The sequence below is a fragment of the Mesorhizobium sp. M0159 genome, from assembly GCF_040322295.1.
Lineage (GTDB): Bacteria > Pseudomonadota > Alphaproteobacteria > Rhizobiales > Rhizobiaceae > Mesorhizobium.
Genome location: NZ_JAMYTF010000083.1, coordinates 1 through 14,579 on the forward strand (window position 1 = coordinate 1; position 14,579 = coordinate 14,579).

At 63.6% G+C, this 14,579-nt stretch carries 14 protein-coding genes; 6 read left to right on the forward strand and 8 right to left on the reverse strand.

Going from position 1 to position 14,579, the window contains the following annotated elements; genetic code table 11:
• Positions 1-558: 558 nt before the first annotated feature.
• The 3 genes from NKJ32_RS33575 to NKJ32_RS33585 all read right to left on the reverse strand — a co-directional run bounded on the left by NKJ32_RS33575 (position 559) and on the right by NKJ32_RS33585 (position 3,029).
• A complete protein-coding gene (locus tag NKJ32_RS33575; RefSeq protein WP_352797530.1) occupies positions 559-1,167 on the reverse strand; it encodes a glutathione S-transferase family protein in 609 nt (202 codons plus the stop codon).
• A gap of 117 nt (positions 1,168-1,284) precedes the next feature.
• Positions 1,285-2,139 carry an EAL domain-containing protein gene (locus NKJ32_RS33580; RefSeq protein ID WP_352622192.1) on the reverse strand — a complete coding sequence of 285 codons (855 nt, stop codon included), beginning with the start codon at positions 2,137-2,139 and terminating at the stop codon, positions 1,285-1,287.
• Positions 2,136-3,029, reverse strand: coding sequence for an EAL domain-containing protein (locus NKJ32_RS33585; RefSeq protein ID WP_352830182.1), 894 nt, complete (start codon positions 3,027-3,029; stop codon positions 2,136-2,138). Before NKJ32_RS33585 ends, NKJ32_RS33580 begins: the two co-directional genes overlap by 4 nt.
• 202 nt (positions 3,030-3,231) lie before the next feature.
• Between NKJ32_RS33585 and NKJ32_RS33590 the strand changes: the two genes are divergently transcribed.
• A complete protein-coding gene (locus NKJ32_RS33590; protein ID WP_352788244.1) occupies positions 3,232-4,434 on the forward strand; it encodes a pyridoxal phosphate-dependent aminotransferase in 1,203 nt (400 codons plus the stop codon).
• 6 nt (positions 4,435-4,440) lie between these two features.
• Here the strand turns inward: NKJ32_RS33590 and NKJ32_RS33595 are convergent, their stop codons facing one another.
• Both NKJ32_RS33595 and NKJ32_RS33600 read right to left on the reverse strand, forming a co-directional pair.
• Positions 4,441-4,836, reverse strand: coding sequence for a (R)-mandelonitrile lyase (locus NKJ32_RS33595; RefSeq protein WP_023678338.1), 396 nt, complete (start codon positions 4,834-4,836; stop codon positions 4,441-4,443).
• Between the two features lie 30 nt (positions 4,837-4,866).
• A complete protein-coding gene (locus tag NKJ32_RS33600) occupies positions 4,867-5,466 on the reverse strand; it encodes a methyltransferase family protein (RefSeq protein WP_352797534.1) in 600 nt (199 codons plus the stop codon).
• Positions 5,467-5,609: 143 nt separating this feature from the next.
• Between NKJ32_RS33600 and NKJ32_RS33605 the strand changes: the two genes are divergently transcribed.
• From NKJ32_RS33605 to NKJ32_RS33615, 3 genes are all read left to right on the forward strand, one after another.
• Positions 5,610-6,476: an alpha/beta fold hydrolase gene (locus NKJ32_RS33605; protein ID WP_352475048.1), complete on the forward strand. Its 867-nt coding sequence runs from the start codon at positions 5,610-5,612 to the stop codon at positions 6,474-6,476.
• A 163-nt stretch (positions 6,477-6,639) separates the two neighbouring features.
• Entirely contained in the window at positions 6,640-8,691 is a 2,052-nt protein-coding gene (locus NKJ32_RS33610) for an elongation factor G (RefSeq protein WP_352830184.1), read from the forward strand.
• A gap of 817 nt (positions 8,692-9,508) precedes the next feature.
• Positions 9,509-10,006, forward strand: coding sequence for a methyltransferase family protein (locus tag NKJ32_RS33615; RefSeq protein WP_352567957.1), 498 nt, complete (start codon positions 9,509-9,511; stop codon positions 10,004-10,006).
• A gap of 19 nt (positions 10,007-10,025) precedes the next feature.
• On the opposite strand, the gene NKJ32_RS33620 is transcribed toward NKJ32_RS33615, so the two are convergent.
• Positions 10,026-10,778: an SDR family oxidoreductase gene (locus tag NKJ32_RS33620; RefSeq protein ID WP_352567958.1), complete on the reverse strand. Its 753-nt coding sequence runs from the start codon at positions 10,776-10,778 to the stop codon at positions 10,026-10,028.
• A 121-nt stretch (positions 10,779-10,899) separates the two neighbouring features.
• Between NKJ32_RS33620 and NKJ32_RS33625 the strand changes: the two genes are divergently transcribed.
• Positions 10,900-11,544, forward strand: a complete 645-nt coding sequence (locus tag NKJ32_RS33625) for a TetR/AcrR family transcriptional regulator (protein WP_352567959.1) — start codon at positions 10,900-10,902, stop codon at positions 11,542-11,544.
• Between the two features lie 104 nt (positions 11,545-11,648).
• Here the strand turns inward: NKJ32_RS33625 and NKJ32_RS33630 are convergent, their stop codons facing one another.
• Both NKJ32_RS33630 and trxB read right to left on the reverse strand, forming a co-directional pair.
• Complete coding sequence (locus NKJ32_RS33630) at positions 11,649-12,545, reverse strand: LysR family transcriptional regulator (protein WP_023678345.1); 897 nt, start codon at positions 12,543-12,545, stop codon at positions 11,649-11,651.
• Positions 12,546-12,643: 98 nt separating this feature from the next.
• Complete coding sequence (gene trxB, locus NKJ32_RS33635) at positions 12,644-13,618, reverse strand: thioredoxin-disulfide reductase (protein ID WP_352567960.1); 975 nt, start codon at positions 13,616-13,618, stop codon at positions 12,644-12,646.
• Positions 13,619-13,873: 255 nt separating this feature from the next.
• Between trxB and NKJ32_RS33640 the strand changes: the two genes are divergently transcribed.
• Positions 13,874-14,350, forward strand: coding sequence for an Lrp/AsnC family transcriptional regulator (locus NKJ32_RS33640; protein ID WP_023678347.1), 477 nt, complete (start codon positions 13,874-13,876; stop codon positions 14,348-14,350).
• The last annotated feature ends 229 nt before the right edge of the window (positions 14,351-14,579 follow it).

Sequence of the window (14,579 nt, forward strand, 5' to 3'; positions counted from 1 at the left end):
GTTTCAACCATAAATATAAATGTTTTCAACCCCGACGCCCCGCCGACTTTCCTCTCCGCGCCTGGTTTCTGTCTCCTCGCCTGTTTTTTTTGGGTCGGGGCGCGGCCGGGGCTCCGGCGGGGGCCCCGCGGCAAGTCACGGATGTACTGGCGGTCGCGCGAGAAGCGCGCCGGAGCGAAAGACCCCGACAAGCCGAAGCAGCAGATTGCTGCCGGCCCGGCCAAAACGCTCCCGATCAGGCTACCAAGCATGGGAAGGCGGGATTTTGTCCCGCCTTTTTGCTGTCTGGATTTTAAACGCCGACAATTGGCGAAACCGGCGATACAGCTCCTTCTCCCCGTCTCTATACGGGGAGAAGTGCCCGGCAGGGCGATGAGGGGCAGCGCGACGCATCAGGACTGCCCTTCGCCAGGCCAAGCACGACATCACAACAAAGGCTGGCGCCGCCCCTCATCTGGCTGCCGCCATCTTCTCCCCGTACAGTGACGGGGAGAAGGACGCTTTCGCCGAAGCTTTCGCCAATTGTCAACGTTGCTCAGCAAAGTCGGCGAGTTGCACTCAACCCACCCACTCCAGCGGCACGTGCCCCGGATCGGCCTCGACCCTTTTCAGCCAGGCGGCCACCGCCGGATAGGCGTCGAGCTGAAACCCGCCCGTCTCGGCGGTATGCGTATAGGCATAGAGCGCGATGTCGGCGACGCTGAGCGCATTGCCAGCGAAGAAGCTGCTCCCGGCCAGGTGCTTGTCCATGACGCCGAGCGCCTTGTTGCCGCGCTCCAGCGTCAGCGCCAGCCGCTCGGGCGTTGCGTCCTTGGCTCTTTCAGGGAAGGTCAGCAGCGCCCTGCGCACGGCGATATAAGGCTCATGGCTGTATTGCTCGAAGAACAGCCACTGATAGGCCAGCGCGCGTTCGTATCTGTCCGCCGGCAGGAACCGCGTGCCTTCGGCGAGATAGAGCAGGATGGCATTGGATTCGGCCAGCCGGCGGCCGTCGTCGAGTTCGAGCAGCGGCACCATGGCGTTCGGGTTTTTCGCGACATAGTCGGGCTTGCGCGTGTCGCCGGTGTGCGAGCTGACCTCGACATTGGTGAAAGCGATGCCGAGCTTGGCCATCAACAGGCGCGGCTTGTAGCAATTGCCGCTGTCGATCATTCCATAGAGTATCATCGGTGCTCCCCCTTGCTCGCAACCACCCGTCTCAGGGCTTGATCCAGCCTCTATCGCGGCAGCGGCGGCCTCATCCAGTGATTTGTTTTGGCGTAACCATCAGCGCCGCTGATGCATTCATCCGAACAAGGGGATGACGTTGTTATCCCTGCCAAGCAACCTGTCGATCGACAGAGGCTCCTCGTCGAACAGCGTACCGGCCAGCGCCGGCCGGGCAAGATAAAAGCCCTGCAGCAGGTCGACGCCGCCATCCAGCGCGACGCGCAGATGCGTGGCGTTCTCGACGCCTTCGACCAGCACCTTGGCGCCACGGTCGTGCAGCGTCGAAACCAGCGGCCGGAAAAACCGCTCGGCGGCGGCATGGCGGCAGAATTCTGCGAACCAGGTGCCGTCGATCTTGACGATGTCGGGCTGCACCAGCGCTACCCTTTCTTCGGTCGAATGCCCGGTGCCGAAATCGTCGATGGCGATGCGGACGCCGTCGCGCCGCATCTCGCGCGCCAGGCTGACAAGCACCTTGTCGCCGGCCGCCTGCTCGGTAATCTCGCAGACCAGCATGCCAGGATGCAGGCCGAAATCCGTCAGATGCCTGGTCATCAGCCTGATTTCGGCCAGCGCCCGTGCGGGGTCATCGTTGATCAGCGGATTGTAGTTGAAGAAGAGGTCGAGCCCGTCGACGCCGATGTTGCGGAAGTTGCGCAAATGCAGCACCCGGCACATGGTTTCGACAAACAGCCGATCCGCTGCCGGCACACCTTCGAAGAAGATTTGCGGCGCCACCGGCCTGCCTGCACGATGCGGCTCGATCAGTCCCTCGACCGCGACGGCGGCGAGAAACCTGCCGCGCGGCGCGAAGACCGGCTGGTAGGCGCTCCTCAGCCGGAATGCGCCGTAGACGCCATATTCAATGCCGACCTCGTCGGCAAAGATCGCTTCGCCGACCTTGCGCCGCATGTCGGCCCGCCCGGTCACGATGCCACCCTGCGGCCAAAGGCCCGCATCGGCCGCCGCGATGGCGAAACGGCCGCGGGAACTTTGTCCTTATCGGGCGACACCGCTGATGCTTGCCCGGCCTTGTCGAAGACGTGAAAGCTGGTCGGCGCAAGCTCCGGGCGTGCCAGCACGAAGCCTTGCACCATCGAGGAGCCCGACTTTTCGGCAAGCTCGAGCTGCCAGCCCGTCTCGATGCCCTCGAATACCGTACGGATGCCTTGCTCTTCGAAGCTTGTCACCATAGCGGTCAGCAAGGCGAAGCCGGCACCGGACTCCATCAGCGTCATGATCCAGTCGGCGTCGAACTTGACGATGTCTGGCCTGAGTTCCTTGATGCGATTGATGTCGGATTCGTCCGCGCCGTAATCGTCGACGGCAATGCGCAAACCATTGCCCCTGAGCGCCTCGACGAAATTGTAGAGCGTTTCCTGCGACGCCGATTTCTGCTCAGTGACCTCGCAGACGACGCGGCGCGGATCGATGTCGGCCTCGTGCAGCACCAGCCGCATGTCGCGCAGCGCCTTGTCGGCGATGCTGCGGTCGGTGAACACCGATGGATCGAAATTGATGAAGATGGAGGCGTCTCGCGGCAGGCAGGCGCCGGCGTTCAGAAGGTGCAGCGTCCGTGTCAGCGCCTCGATATGCAGGCGGTCGACCGCCGGACAGCTGTTGAAGAAACTCATTGGCGGCTGCGGCTCGCCTTCGCGGAACGGCCGGATCAGCCCCTCGAACGCGACGACGGAAAGCTTGCCCTTGTTGAAGGCGAAGATCGGCTGGAACGCGCTTTGCAGCGTATAGACCCCCCAGACACCGCTGGCGGTGCCGTCATCATGGCGGATGGTATGGGCAAGCCCGATGCTGCGCGTCACGGTTCCTCGCTGTGCGAGACTGGCGGACCGGCCACGGTCCTGCCGTTCAAGCTTTTACCGATCGTTGGTGAATTTATTGTTGCCAGCATTGCGCGCTGGCTCATTCGACAATGCCTGCGCTGGGCTTGCGCTTGACCAGATGATGCGACATGAGAGGCGCCGCGGCGCCTTCGCCCGCCGGTCTTTTCTGGAGATATCTGTCATGGCCTTTCTTGCCGACGTCCTTTCCCGCGTAAAGCCTTCCGCGACCATCGCGGTGACGCAGAAGGCGCGCGAGCTGAAAAACGCCGGCCGCGACGTGATCGGGCTGGGCGCCGGCGAGCCGGACTTCGACACCCCCGACAACATCAAGCACGCCGCGATCGAGGCCATCCGCCGCGGCGAGACGAAATATCCGCCGGTCTCCGGCATCGTGCCGCTGCGCGAGGCGATCGCGAAAAAGTTCAAGCGCGAGAACAATCTCGACTACCGGCCGGAGCAGACCATCGTCGGCACCGGCGGCAAGCAGATCCTGTTCAACGCCTTCATGGCGACGCTGAACCCCGGCGACGAGGTGATCATCCCGCGGCCCTACTGGGTGAGCTATCCCGAAATGGTGGCGATCTGCGGCGGCACCTCGGCCTTTGCCGACACCTCGATCGACAACGGCTTCAAGCTGACGGCGGCCGTGCTGGAAAAGGCGATCACGCCGCGCACCAAATGGCTCTTGATGAACTCGCCGTCGAACCCCTCGGGCGCCGCCTATACCGAAGCGGAACTCAAGAGCCTGGCCGACGTGCTGTTGAAGCACCCGCATGTCTGGGTGCTGACCGACGACATGTACGAGCACCTGACTTATGGCGACTTCGTCTTCAAGACCATCGCCGAGGTCGAGCCTAAGCTTTATGAGCGCACGCTGACGATGAACGGCGTGTCGAAGGCCTATGCCATGACCGGCTGGCGCATCGGCTACGCGGCAGGCCCGGTGCCGCTGATCAAGGCGATGGACATGATCCAGGGCCAGCAGACCTCCGGCGCCTGCACCATCGCCCAATGGGCGGCGGTCGAAGCGCTGAACGGCCCGCAGGATTTCATCCCGAAGAACAAGGCGATCTTCCAGGGCCGGCGCGATCTCGTCGTCTCGATGCTCAACCAGGCGCGCGGCATCACCTGTCCGTCGCCGGAGGGTGCGTTCTACGTCTATCCCTCCTGTGCCCAGCTGATCGGCAGGAAGACCAAGAGCGGCAAGGTGATCGACAGCGACGAAACCTTCTGCTCGGAACTGCTCGAGGCCGAGGGCGTGGCGGTTGTTTTCGGCTCGGCCTTTGGCCTCGGCCCGAACTTCCGCATCTCCTACGCCACGTCGGAGGCTCTGCTCGAAGAGGCCTGCACGCGCATCCAGCGCTTTACCGCCGCGCTGGTCTGAGACGTTTCAGCCGCCATACTGCTCGTCGTTCACCTTCTCCAGCCAATCGACATGCACACCCTCGAGCGCCTCCTGCATGGCGATGTGGGTCATCGCCGATTTGGGCGCGGCGCCGTGCCAGTGCTTTTCGCCGGCCGCAAAGGAGATGACGTCGCCGGCCCTGATCTCCTGCAGCGGCCCGCCCCAGCTTTGCACGAGACCGGCACCGGATGTGACATAGAGCGTCTGGCCGAGCGGATGCGTGTGCCAGTGGGTGCGAGCGCCGGGCTCGAAGCTGACCAGCGTGGCTCTGAGCCGCGCCGGCGCCTCTTTCTCGATGATCGGCGTCTGCAAAACCCGGCCAGTGAAGTATTTTTCCGGCGCAACAATCGTCGGCACGCTGCCGCAGGCAATAATCTTCATCGTCGCAAGTCCTCGATTCAATCCAGTGTCTTAGACCCTACCACTTTCGTCCGATGCCGGCTGCATCTCCTGCCGGCTGCGGGCAAAACGCGGCCAGAACAGACCGGTCCGCGTGCGGTAAGCGTCGTAGGCATCGGCCAACCTTGTCCGCGAAAATTTTCGCTCTTCGTCCAAGGCTGCGATCACGTAGATCGTAACGATGCCGGCGACCGGCACCACCGCCCAGACCGACCAGGTCGCGATACCCGATCCGATCCAGAAAATGATGTAGGACGTGTAGAACGGATGCCGGACATGGAGATAAGGGCCTTCGGTCACCAGGCTGTCGGGATTGTCAGGATCGAATGCGAACCGCAGCCGCGCCTTGCGGGAGACCGAGATCGCCCACCAGAACAGCGCCGAGCTTGCCAGTTCGACGGCGAGCCCGCCGATCTTCGCCGCCACCGGCTGCCGCTCGATCCACAGCAGCGCAAGAAAGAACAGCGCCGTGCCGACCACGACGGCCGAAATGATCATCGCGCCTTGAGACATAGTCTGCGACTGGAAATGCGCGCGCATCGACCAGGCATATTGGCCGAGCGTCGCGATGCTGCTGATCGAGAGGAGAAGGTCGAGCGTGGATTCCATCATCAGGGTCCCGGGGTTAGCTGTGGTGGATTCGTTCATCATACCCGGCGCAAGCCGAGAAATCATTTCTTAACCACCGTTCTAAACAACATGGTGACCTCGGCATGCGATGTTGACCTGGAGACAATCCCAAGGTCCAACCAGATATGGCCGTTTCCCACCGCACGATCCGCACGCCGCAAGCGGATTTGCGCCTCAGCCAGTCGTCGGGACCCGGCATCCCGCTTGTCCTGATCCATGGGTCGGGCAGTTCGCGCGCCGTATTCGCCCGCCAGTTCGACAGCCCGTTGGCCGCTGCCCATCGGTTGATTGCTTTCGACCTGCCCGGCCATGGCGAATCGTCGGACGCCCGCGATCCGGCGACGGACTACACCATCGCCGGCCTTGCCCAATCGGCGGCTCAGCTCCTCGATGCCTTGGGCATCGGCCGCGCCGTCGTCTTCGGCTGGTCGCTTGGCGGGCACGTGGCAATCGAACTCGCGAGTTTTCACCGCGCCGTCGGCGGGCTGATGCTGACCGGCGCGCCGCCGGTATCGAAGGGTCCTTTCGGCATGCTGCGCGGCTTCCACGCGCATTGGGACATGCTGCTGGCGTCCAAAAAGACGTATTCCGAACGCGATGCCGAGCGCTTCGAGACGCTGTGTTTCGGCGACACCGCCGATCCGTCCTTTCGCCAAGCCATCCTGCGCACCGACGGCCGGCTGCGCGCCGCGGTGACGCGCGGCATGCTCACCGGCAAGGGCGCCGACCAGAGACAGGTGGTCGAGCAGGCCGCGTTTCCGGTCGCTATCGTCAATGGCGAGAACGATCCGTTCGTCCGGCTCGGCTATTTTGAGACGCTCGCCTACGGCTCGCTGTGGGAGCATTGCCACATCGTCTCCGGCGCCGGGCATGCGCCTTTCTGGGAGCGGGCGGACCTGTTCAATCCGCTGCTCGCGCGCTTTGCCGAGACGGTGGCGGTGCAGCGCGTGGACGCACCCCCGCTGGCGTCGCGCCTAACCGGCACCGGCTGAACCGGCCCCAACTTCAAATCCCTTCAACCTCAAATCCCTTGCCCTCCCGGCCTGCCCGTGGGACGATGCCCTTTGGGTAGGTGGCAAATTGAAAAAAGCCTCGCCCGCGACGGCCGACAGGCCGGCCGCCGCTCACAGGGAAACGCCTGAGTGGAGGTCAGCCATGGGTACTCGCGCCGGAGGACGACGCACGGGACCGAAATGCATTGCCATAGTCGGTCCCTTCGCAAGCGGTAAGACGACACTTCTCGAAGCCATACTCGCCCGTACAGGCGCCATTCCCCGCCAGAATCCCGTTTCGTCCGGAAATACCGTTTCCGATCATTCGCCCGAGGCGCGCGCTCACGGCATGAGCGTCGAGGCGACCTTCGCCACCACCGATTTCATGGGCGAGCCGTTCACCTTCGTCGATTGTCCCGGCTCCATCGAATTCTCCTTCGAAGCCGAGCCGGTGCTGGCCGCCTGCGACGTCGCCGTGGTCGTTGCCGAGGCCGACGAGAAGAAGATCCCTGCCCTGCAGCTGATCATGCGCAAGCTCGACGATCTCGGCGTGCCGCGCATGCTGTTCCTGAACAAGGTCGACAAGGCGATAGCAGGTGTGCGCGACACGCTGAAGATGCTGCAGCCGGCAAGCTCGGTGCCATTGCTGCTGCGCCAGATCCCGCTGCGCAAGGACGGCGTCGTCATCGGCTCGATCGACCTCGCTCTGGAGCGTGCCTACATCTACCGCGAATATGCCGAGAGCGAGGTCGCCCAGATCCCGAGCGACGACAAGGCGCGCGAGCTCGAGGCGCGCTTTTCCATGCTGGAGACGCTCGCCGACCATGACGACCGCCTGATGGAGCAATTGCTGGACGAGATCGAACCGCCGAAGGATGCGATCTTCGACGATCTTGCCGCCGACCTGCGCCACGGCATGGTGACGCCGGTGCTGATCGGCACCGCCGAGAAGGGCAATGGCGTGCTGCGCCTGTTGAAGGCGATCCGTCACGACGCACCCGACATCGAGGCGACGCGCCAGCGCCTCGGCGCTCCCGACGGCAATGCCACCGTGGTCCAGGTGATGAAGACCATCCACACCGCGCATGGCGGCAAGCTGTCTGTGTCGCGCATCCTGTCCGGCCAGGTCGCCGACGCCGCCGAGCTGTTCCTTTCCAATGGCGAAACGGCAAAGGTCTCCGGCATCTACAAGATGCTCGGCAAGGACCAGGTCAAGCTGACTTCGGCCAAGGCCGGCGACACGGTCGCGCTCGGCAAGCTGGACGCCGTCAGGACCGGCCAGACGCTGAGCTCGACCAAGGGCGGCATCCAGCCGCTGGTCACGCTGGCGCCGCCGCAACCGGTCTTCGCCTTCGCGCTGCGGCCGAAAGAGCGCAAGGACGAGGTCAAGATGTCGGCGGCCATCCAGCGCCTGGCCGAGGAAGATCCCTCACTCAACCTGCATCACAACCAGGATTCGGCCGAAACCGTGCTGTCCGGCCATGGCGAGATGCATCTGCGCGTCGTGCGCGAGCGGCTGGAAGGCAAGAACCAGATCCCGGTCGAAGGCCATGTGCCGGCCGTGCCCTACCGCGAGACGATCCGCAAAGCGACGCAGCAGCGCGGCCGCCACAAGAAACAATCAGGCGGCCACGGCCAGTTCGGCGACGTCGTGATTGAGATCAAACCGCTGCCGCGCGGGTCAGGCTTCCAGTTCACCGATACGATCACCGGCGGCGTCGTGCCGAAGACCTACATCCAGTCGGTCGAGACCGGCGTGCGTGACTACCTGAAGTCCGGGCCGCTCGGCTTCCCGGTCGTCGATGTTGCCGTCAACCTTTCCGACGGCTCCTACCATGCGGTCGATTCGTCCGACATGGCCTTCCAGATGGCGGCGAAGCTGGCGATGAAAGAAGGCATGGCCGCGTGCTCGCCGGTGCTGCTCGAGCCGGTGATGAAGGTCGAGATCGTCACGCCGTCCGACGCGACGTCGAAGATCATTGCGCTGATCCCGCAACGGCGCGGCCAGATCCTCGGCTACGACGCGCGGCCCGACTGGCCCGGATGGGACGTCGTCGAGGCGACCATGCCGCAAGCCGAGATCGGCGACCTCATCATCGAGCTGCGCTCGGCCACGGCGGGTGTCGCCAGCTACCGGGCCGTCTTCGACCACATGGCCGAACTCACCGGCCGGTTGGCCGACGAGGCGCTGAACGCCAACGGCAAGGCCGCCTGAGCTGCCGTTGCGGCCCAACAGGAAACGGCGCCCGTATTACCGGGGCGCCGTTTCTTGCGGACCGTCTTCGTGGGAGGCGAAACGGCAGGTCCGCCGCATGCTTGCCGCCGGTGTTTTGGCGGAGGAAGGTTCGGACGCGGTAGCTGCCTGAGCCCGGGTCGTCCGAGTGATGCCCCCATCCCCCGGACGAGCCACACCGCGTCCTGTGCTCTGCTTAATCGATTTGGCGCGCCCGCGGGATGTTACCCGAGGTTACATGTCACTGTTACGCGACCGTTCCGGCCGATTTTCTGGCGATGTGTTGGTTTCGGGCAACAAAAAAGCCGGATCAATGAAGACCCGGCTGAGTTTGATTGGAAGTGCCTGTTAAGGCTAACCTCCAGAGGGGAACACTCGAGAGCGCTAATGGGAGGAGAACGCGCTCAGGAGATGATCTACATATGTGCTCTTCATGCCCAAGAAACAAGCATCTATTTTGCAACACTCACATGCAAAAAGGCGCCGGCTGTGGTCTAATCCGTCCCGAAGCGCAATAGGACCAGTTGAATCGCTGAAATACAGCCTGCGGCAAGGCAAAAATCGATCCGCGGCCGCGAATCAGCAGCGATTCCTGCTCGGAAAGTCGAAAAACGCAGGATGACGTGGAATCGTGCAGCACGCGTTTGTTTTTTCGGCAGCCAGACCTTGCTGGTGCATGCCGCCCAAAAGCCCGCCATCGAGCTTGACCTGAGGGTGCAGCGGTTTGGGTTACATGCCGGACAAGACCTGCAGCGCGTTGCAGGAGACCGTTCAAGGCCGCGCCCGTAAGGAGAGCTATATGCGAGCCACTTCGGCGATCGCCGGCAGCGTCATCTTCCTTGCTGTAGCGCCCGGCGTGGTCGCCGGACTGTTGCCTTGGCTGCTGACCGATCGCTATCGCCTGCCCTGGTCGAGACTGCCCGGTTTCGTTCCTGTGGGCTGGCTGCTGGTTGTCGCCGGCACAGCCATACTGCTGCACGCCTTTGCCCGGTTTGCCCTGGAGGGCCTGGGTACGCCCGCCCCGGTCGCGCCGACCGAAAGGCTGGTCGTCGGCGGCATCTACCGCCATGTCCGCAATCCGATGTACATCGCCGTGCTGTCGATCGTCCTCGGCCAGGCACTGCTGTTTTCGAGCTGGACGGTCGCCGCCTATCTAGTCATCGCCGCGGCCGCCATGATCTCCTTCGTGAGACTATATGAGGAACCGACGCTTGCCCGCCGCTACGGTGACGAATACGAGGCCTACCGCCGTGCCGTACCAGGCTGGCTGCCCCGCCTGACACCTTGGCGCGGCTGAAGCAGGCTCCAAGGCAACGTCACCACGGCAGCGGGCCGTCCTCGTTCGAGAACGTGCCCGTCGGACCGTTCGCGTCGAGAAGCGCGAGGCGCACGGGCTCCCGCGCGGCCTGTTCGACGGTGCGCGGACCTTCGAAGTTGTTGAGCTCCGTCGCGGTGTAGCCCGGGCAGGCAGCGTTGACCTTGATGCCGGTCTCCTCGAGCTCGATGGCGAAGGCGAGCGTCATCGCGTTGACGGCCGTCTTCGACGGGTTGTAAACGGCGCCAAACGACGTGCGGTACGGAAAGGCCGGATCCGCGTTCAATGTCAGCGAGCCGGCGCCGCTCGATACGTTGACGATACGCGCCGCCGGGGCCTCACGAAGGAGCCGCAGCATCGCTTGCGTGACGGCGACGATGCCAAACACGTTCGTCTCGAACACCGCGCGTACGTCGTCGAGAGACGCAACACTCGGGCGGCCCGAGTTGATGATCTCCTCGAGCGGCCTGCCCGGCTTTCCCGCATGGGAGATGCCGGCATTGTTCACCAGCACGTCGAGGCGGCCGAGTTCGATGCGGATGCGCTCTGCCGCGGCGGCGATCGACGCCTGGTCGGTGACGTCGAGCTGCAGAGCGTGGGCATCCTCTCCGATGCTATTTGCGGCTGCCTCGGCATGCTCGAGCCTGCGCGATCCTACGAGCACGGTAAGGCCGTTCGCCGCGAGGTCCTTGGCGATCTGAAGACCGATGCCCTTGTTGGCCCCGGTGACCAGGGCGACGGGTTTGTCCTGCATGGTAATCTCCTTTTGTGCACCGATGTGTGGCCAACACCGATTTGCCGTGCTAGATACAAGTCAAACGGAACCACGTTCCACATATATCCGGAACAAGGTTCCGTTTGCAAGAGGTAATTTGATGGGCGAAAAAACGCCGAACGGCAAAACGGATCAAGGCGATGGTCTGGAACCCCGCGACCGCGCGGATCGCAACGTGCGCGCCGACGCACGGCGCAACATCGACGCGTTGCTCCGGGCGGCCATGGCGGTGTTCGCGACCTCCGGCGTGGAGGCTCCGGTGCGAGAGATCGCGGAAAAGGCTGGCGTCGGCGTCGGCACCGTCTACCGCCACTTTCCACAGCGCTCGGACCTGATCGTGGCCGTCTTCCGTCACGAGGTTGACGCCTGTGCGGACGCCGCACCGGTCCTGGCCAGAGAGCATAGGCCCGGTGAAGCGCTCGCCCTGTGGATGCAGCGCTATGTGGATTTCATCACGGCAAAACGCGGCCTCGCGGCAGCCCTGTACTCAGGCAATCCGGCATTCGACACTTTGCCTGCCTATTTCAACCAACGGCTCCGGCCCGCGCTTCAAACATTGCTGGAGGCGGCGGCCGCGGCCGGCGAGGTGCGCGCCGATATCGAGCCGGGCGACCTGTTAGGGGCGGCCGCCAGCCTTGCCATGCCGGCACACGGCGGCGGCCCTGCCCAGGCGCGGCGCATGGTTGCCCTGCTCGTAGACGGTTTGCGCTACGGCGCCAGCACGCTGGCGGATACGCGTTCCTAAAGCGCGTTGCGTTCGACCGACCTCATGCGACGCGCTTTAGGTTCTTGTTTGATGCATGTCGTTATCGCAAAACCGCTGCACACTTTTGCGCGACATGCATTAAATCAGAACGACCAGCTGCGCGCCTTGGCGATGATGAAATCGCGGAAGACATGCAGCTTCGCCTGGTTCTTCATCGCGTCGGGATAGGCGAAATAGGTATCGAAGGACGGCACTTCGGTCTCGGGCAGCAACTGCACCAGCCCGGAATCCTTGCTGACCACGTAATCGGGCAGCATGGCGATGCCGGCGCCGCCCTGCACCGCCCGCTTGATCGACAATATGTCGTTGATCTGCAGCGTCGGCACCCTTTGCCCGCCTTCGAAATCGCCGACCGTCTCCAGCCAGTTCAGTTCCGACAGATGCGCCGGCACCGGCACGCCGAAGGTGACGATGCGATGGGTTTTCAGCTCGGCGATCGAATTCGGCTTGCCGTATTTGTTTACATAGGATGGCGCCGCGTAGAGATGAAAATGCACGGTGAACAGGCGGCGCTGGATGAGGTCGGGCTGCTGCGGCTGGCGCAGCCGGATGGCGCAGTCGGCCTGGCGCATCGTGAGATCGAGCTCCTCATTGGCCAGGATGAGCTGCAGGCTGACCTCGGGATAGAGCTCGATGAATTCCTGCACGCGCTCGGTCAGCCAGCCGGCGCCGAGGCCGACCGTGGTCGTCACCCTGAGCACGCCGGAGGGCCGGTCCTTGGTTTCGGTCAGTCGCGACTTGATGGTTTCGAGCTTCATCAGCACGTCGTGCGCCGTGCGGAACAGCATCTCGCCCTGCTCGGTCAGCACCAGGCCGCGGGCGTGGCGATTGAACAGCGGCACGCCGACGTCATGCTCGAGCGCGCTGACCTGCCGCGAGATCGCCGATTGCGACAAATGCAGTGTCTCGGCGGCATGGGTGAACGACCCCGCTTCCGCCGCGGCGTGAAACACGCGTAGCTTGTCCCAATCCAACGCCATGATTTCCCCTCGTCCTGTTTTCTGGCGTCCGCCTGTTTTCGGCGTCTGAATGAAAAATCAGGCTTTTGCGCGGCTTTTCTCAGCCGCTTATCGAACAATCACTCCGCCGCTTCGCGGTGAACCTCGATCCCCGCCAGATATTTTTCCGCCTCGAGCGCGGCCATGCAACCGAGCCCGGCCGCCGTCACCGCCTGGCGGTAGATGTCGTCGGTCACGTCGCCGGCGGCGAACACGCCCGGCATGTCGGTGCGGGTCGAATCCGGCGCCGTCCACAGATAGCCGTTCGGCTTCTGCTTCAGCTTGCCGGCAAACAGCTCGACCGCCGGCGCGTGGCCGATCGCCACGAACACGCCGTCGACCACCAGATGCATCTCCTGCCCGGTCACCACGTTGCGCAGCTTCAGCCCTTCGACCGAAGGCGGCAGCGGCGCCTTGCCGGGCCTGCCGGTGATCTCGTCGATCACCGTGTCCCAGATGACGCGGATATTATCTTTCCGCAGCAGCCGCTCGCGCAGGATGCGCTCGGCGCGGAAATCGCTGCGCCTGTGGATGACGGTGACGCTCTTGGCCAGGTTGGAGAGATAGAGCGCTTCCTCCACCGCCGAATTGCCGCCGCCGATCACCGCGACATCCTTGCCGCGATAGAAGAAGCCGTCGCAGGTGGCGCAGGCCGAAACGCCAAATCCCATGAAGGTCTGTTCGCTCGGGATGCCCAGCCATTTGGCCTGCGCGCCGGTGGCGATGATCAGCGCGTCGGCGGTATAGATCGTGCCGGAATCGCCCTTGGCGCGGAACGGCCGCACGTTGAGGTCGACCTCGGTGATGATGTCGTTGACGATGTCGGTGCCGACATGCTCGGCCTGCCTGAGCATCTCGCTCATTAGCCATGGACCCTGGATCGGTGCGGCGAAGCCCGGATAGTTTTCGACATCGGTGGTGATCATCAGTTGCCCGCCCTGCTGCAGGCCGGCGACCAGCATCGGCTTGAGCATGGCGCGGGCGGCATAGATCGCCGCCGTATAGCCGGCGGGGCCGGAGCCGATGATGAGAACAGGCGCGTGCTTGGTGATCATGAAAAACCTCTGCGGGGAGCAGCCATGGATTGTGGCATGAACTCTCATCGATTGTTGCGCGTAATGTAAGTGTTGCCTGCGACGCCAGCAAGGCAAGTTGCCGTTCGTCCCCGGAAAGCTTCGGCGCCGGCGACGGCGACAAGCAACCCGCAGCAAGATGATGCGAAAATCCTCGATCCAGCGGATGGAATAGACAGCAAAGTCGTTTAATTACAAAGTCGCGAAAGATTCTTTCGCGTCACCACGGAAGCCACCATGCCGATCAAGGCCGATCTCGATGCTATCGACTGGAAGATCCTGCGCGAGCTTCAGCAGGACGGACGCATGACCAACGTCGAACTGTCGAGCCGCGTCGGCATTTCGGCGCCGCCGTGCCTGCGCCGCGTCAGGCGGCTGGAAGAGGCCGGCATCATCCGCGGCTACCGCGCTTTGCTCAACGCTCCGGCGCTCGGCCTCGACGTCGTCGCCTTCTGTCTGATCGGCCTGCATCACCAGGCCGACGCCGAACTCAAGACCTTCGCCGAGCGCACCCGTGGCTGGCCGATCGTGCGCGACGCCTGGATGGTGTCGGGCGAGTCCGATTTCCTGCTGCATTGCGTGGCGAGCGATCTCGGCACCTTCCAGACCTTCGTTATCGAGGAACTGGCCTCGGCCCCCAATGTCGATACGGTGCGAACCGCGCTGACCATCCGCCGGGTCAAAGACGAAGGGTTGGTGGCGTTTTCGGCCTGAGAGACCAGGCAAAGCAGCTGCGAAACAAAAACCCGGAAACAAAAAACCCGCCTCGGCGGGCGGGATCGTCGGTGGAATCATCACCATACTGAAAATAGTAGCATAGCTGCCGGCACAAAGCAAGAACAAAATTGCCTGCCTTCATTCCAGCTTGGGTTCCTCGCCCCACGAAAGTGGGGAGAGGTGGCTCGGCGAAGCCGAGACGGAGAGGGGAACCGCGCTCTACGAA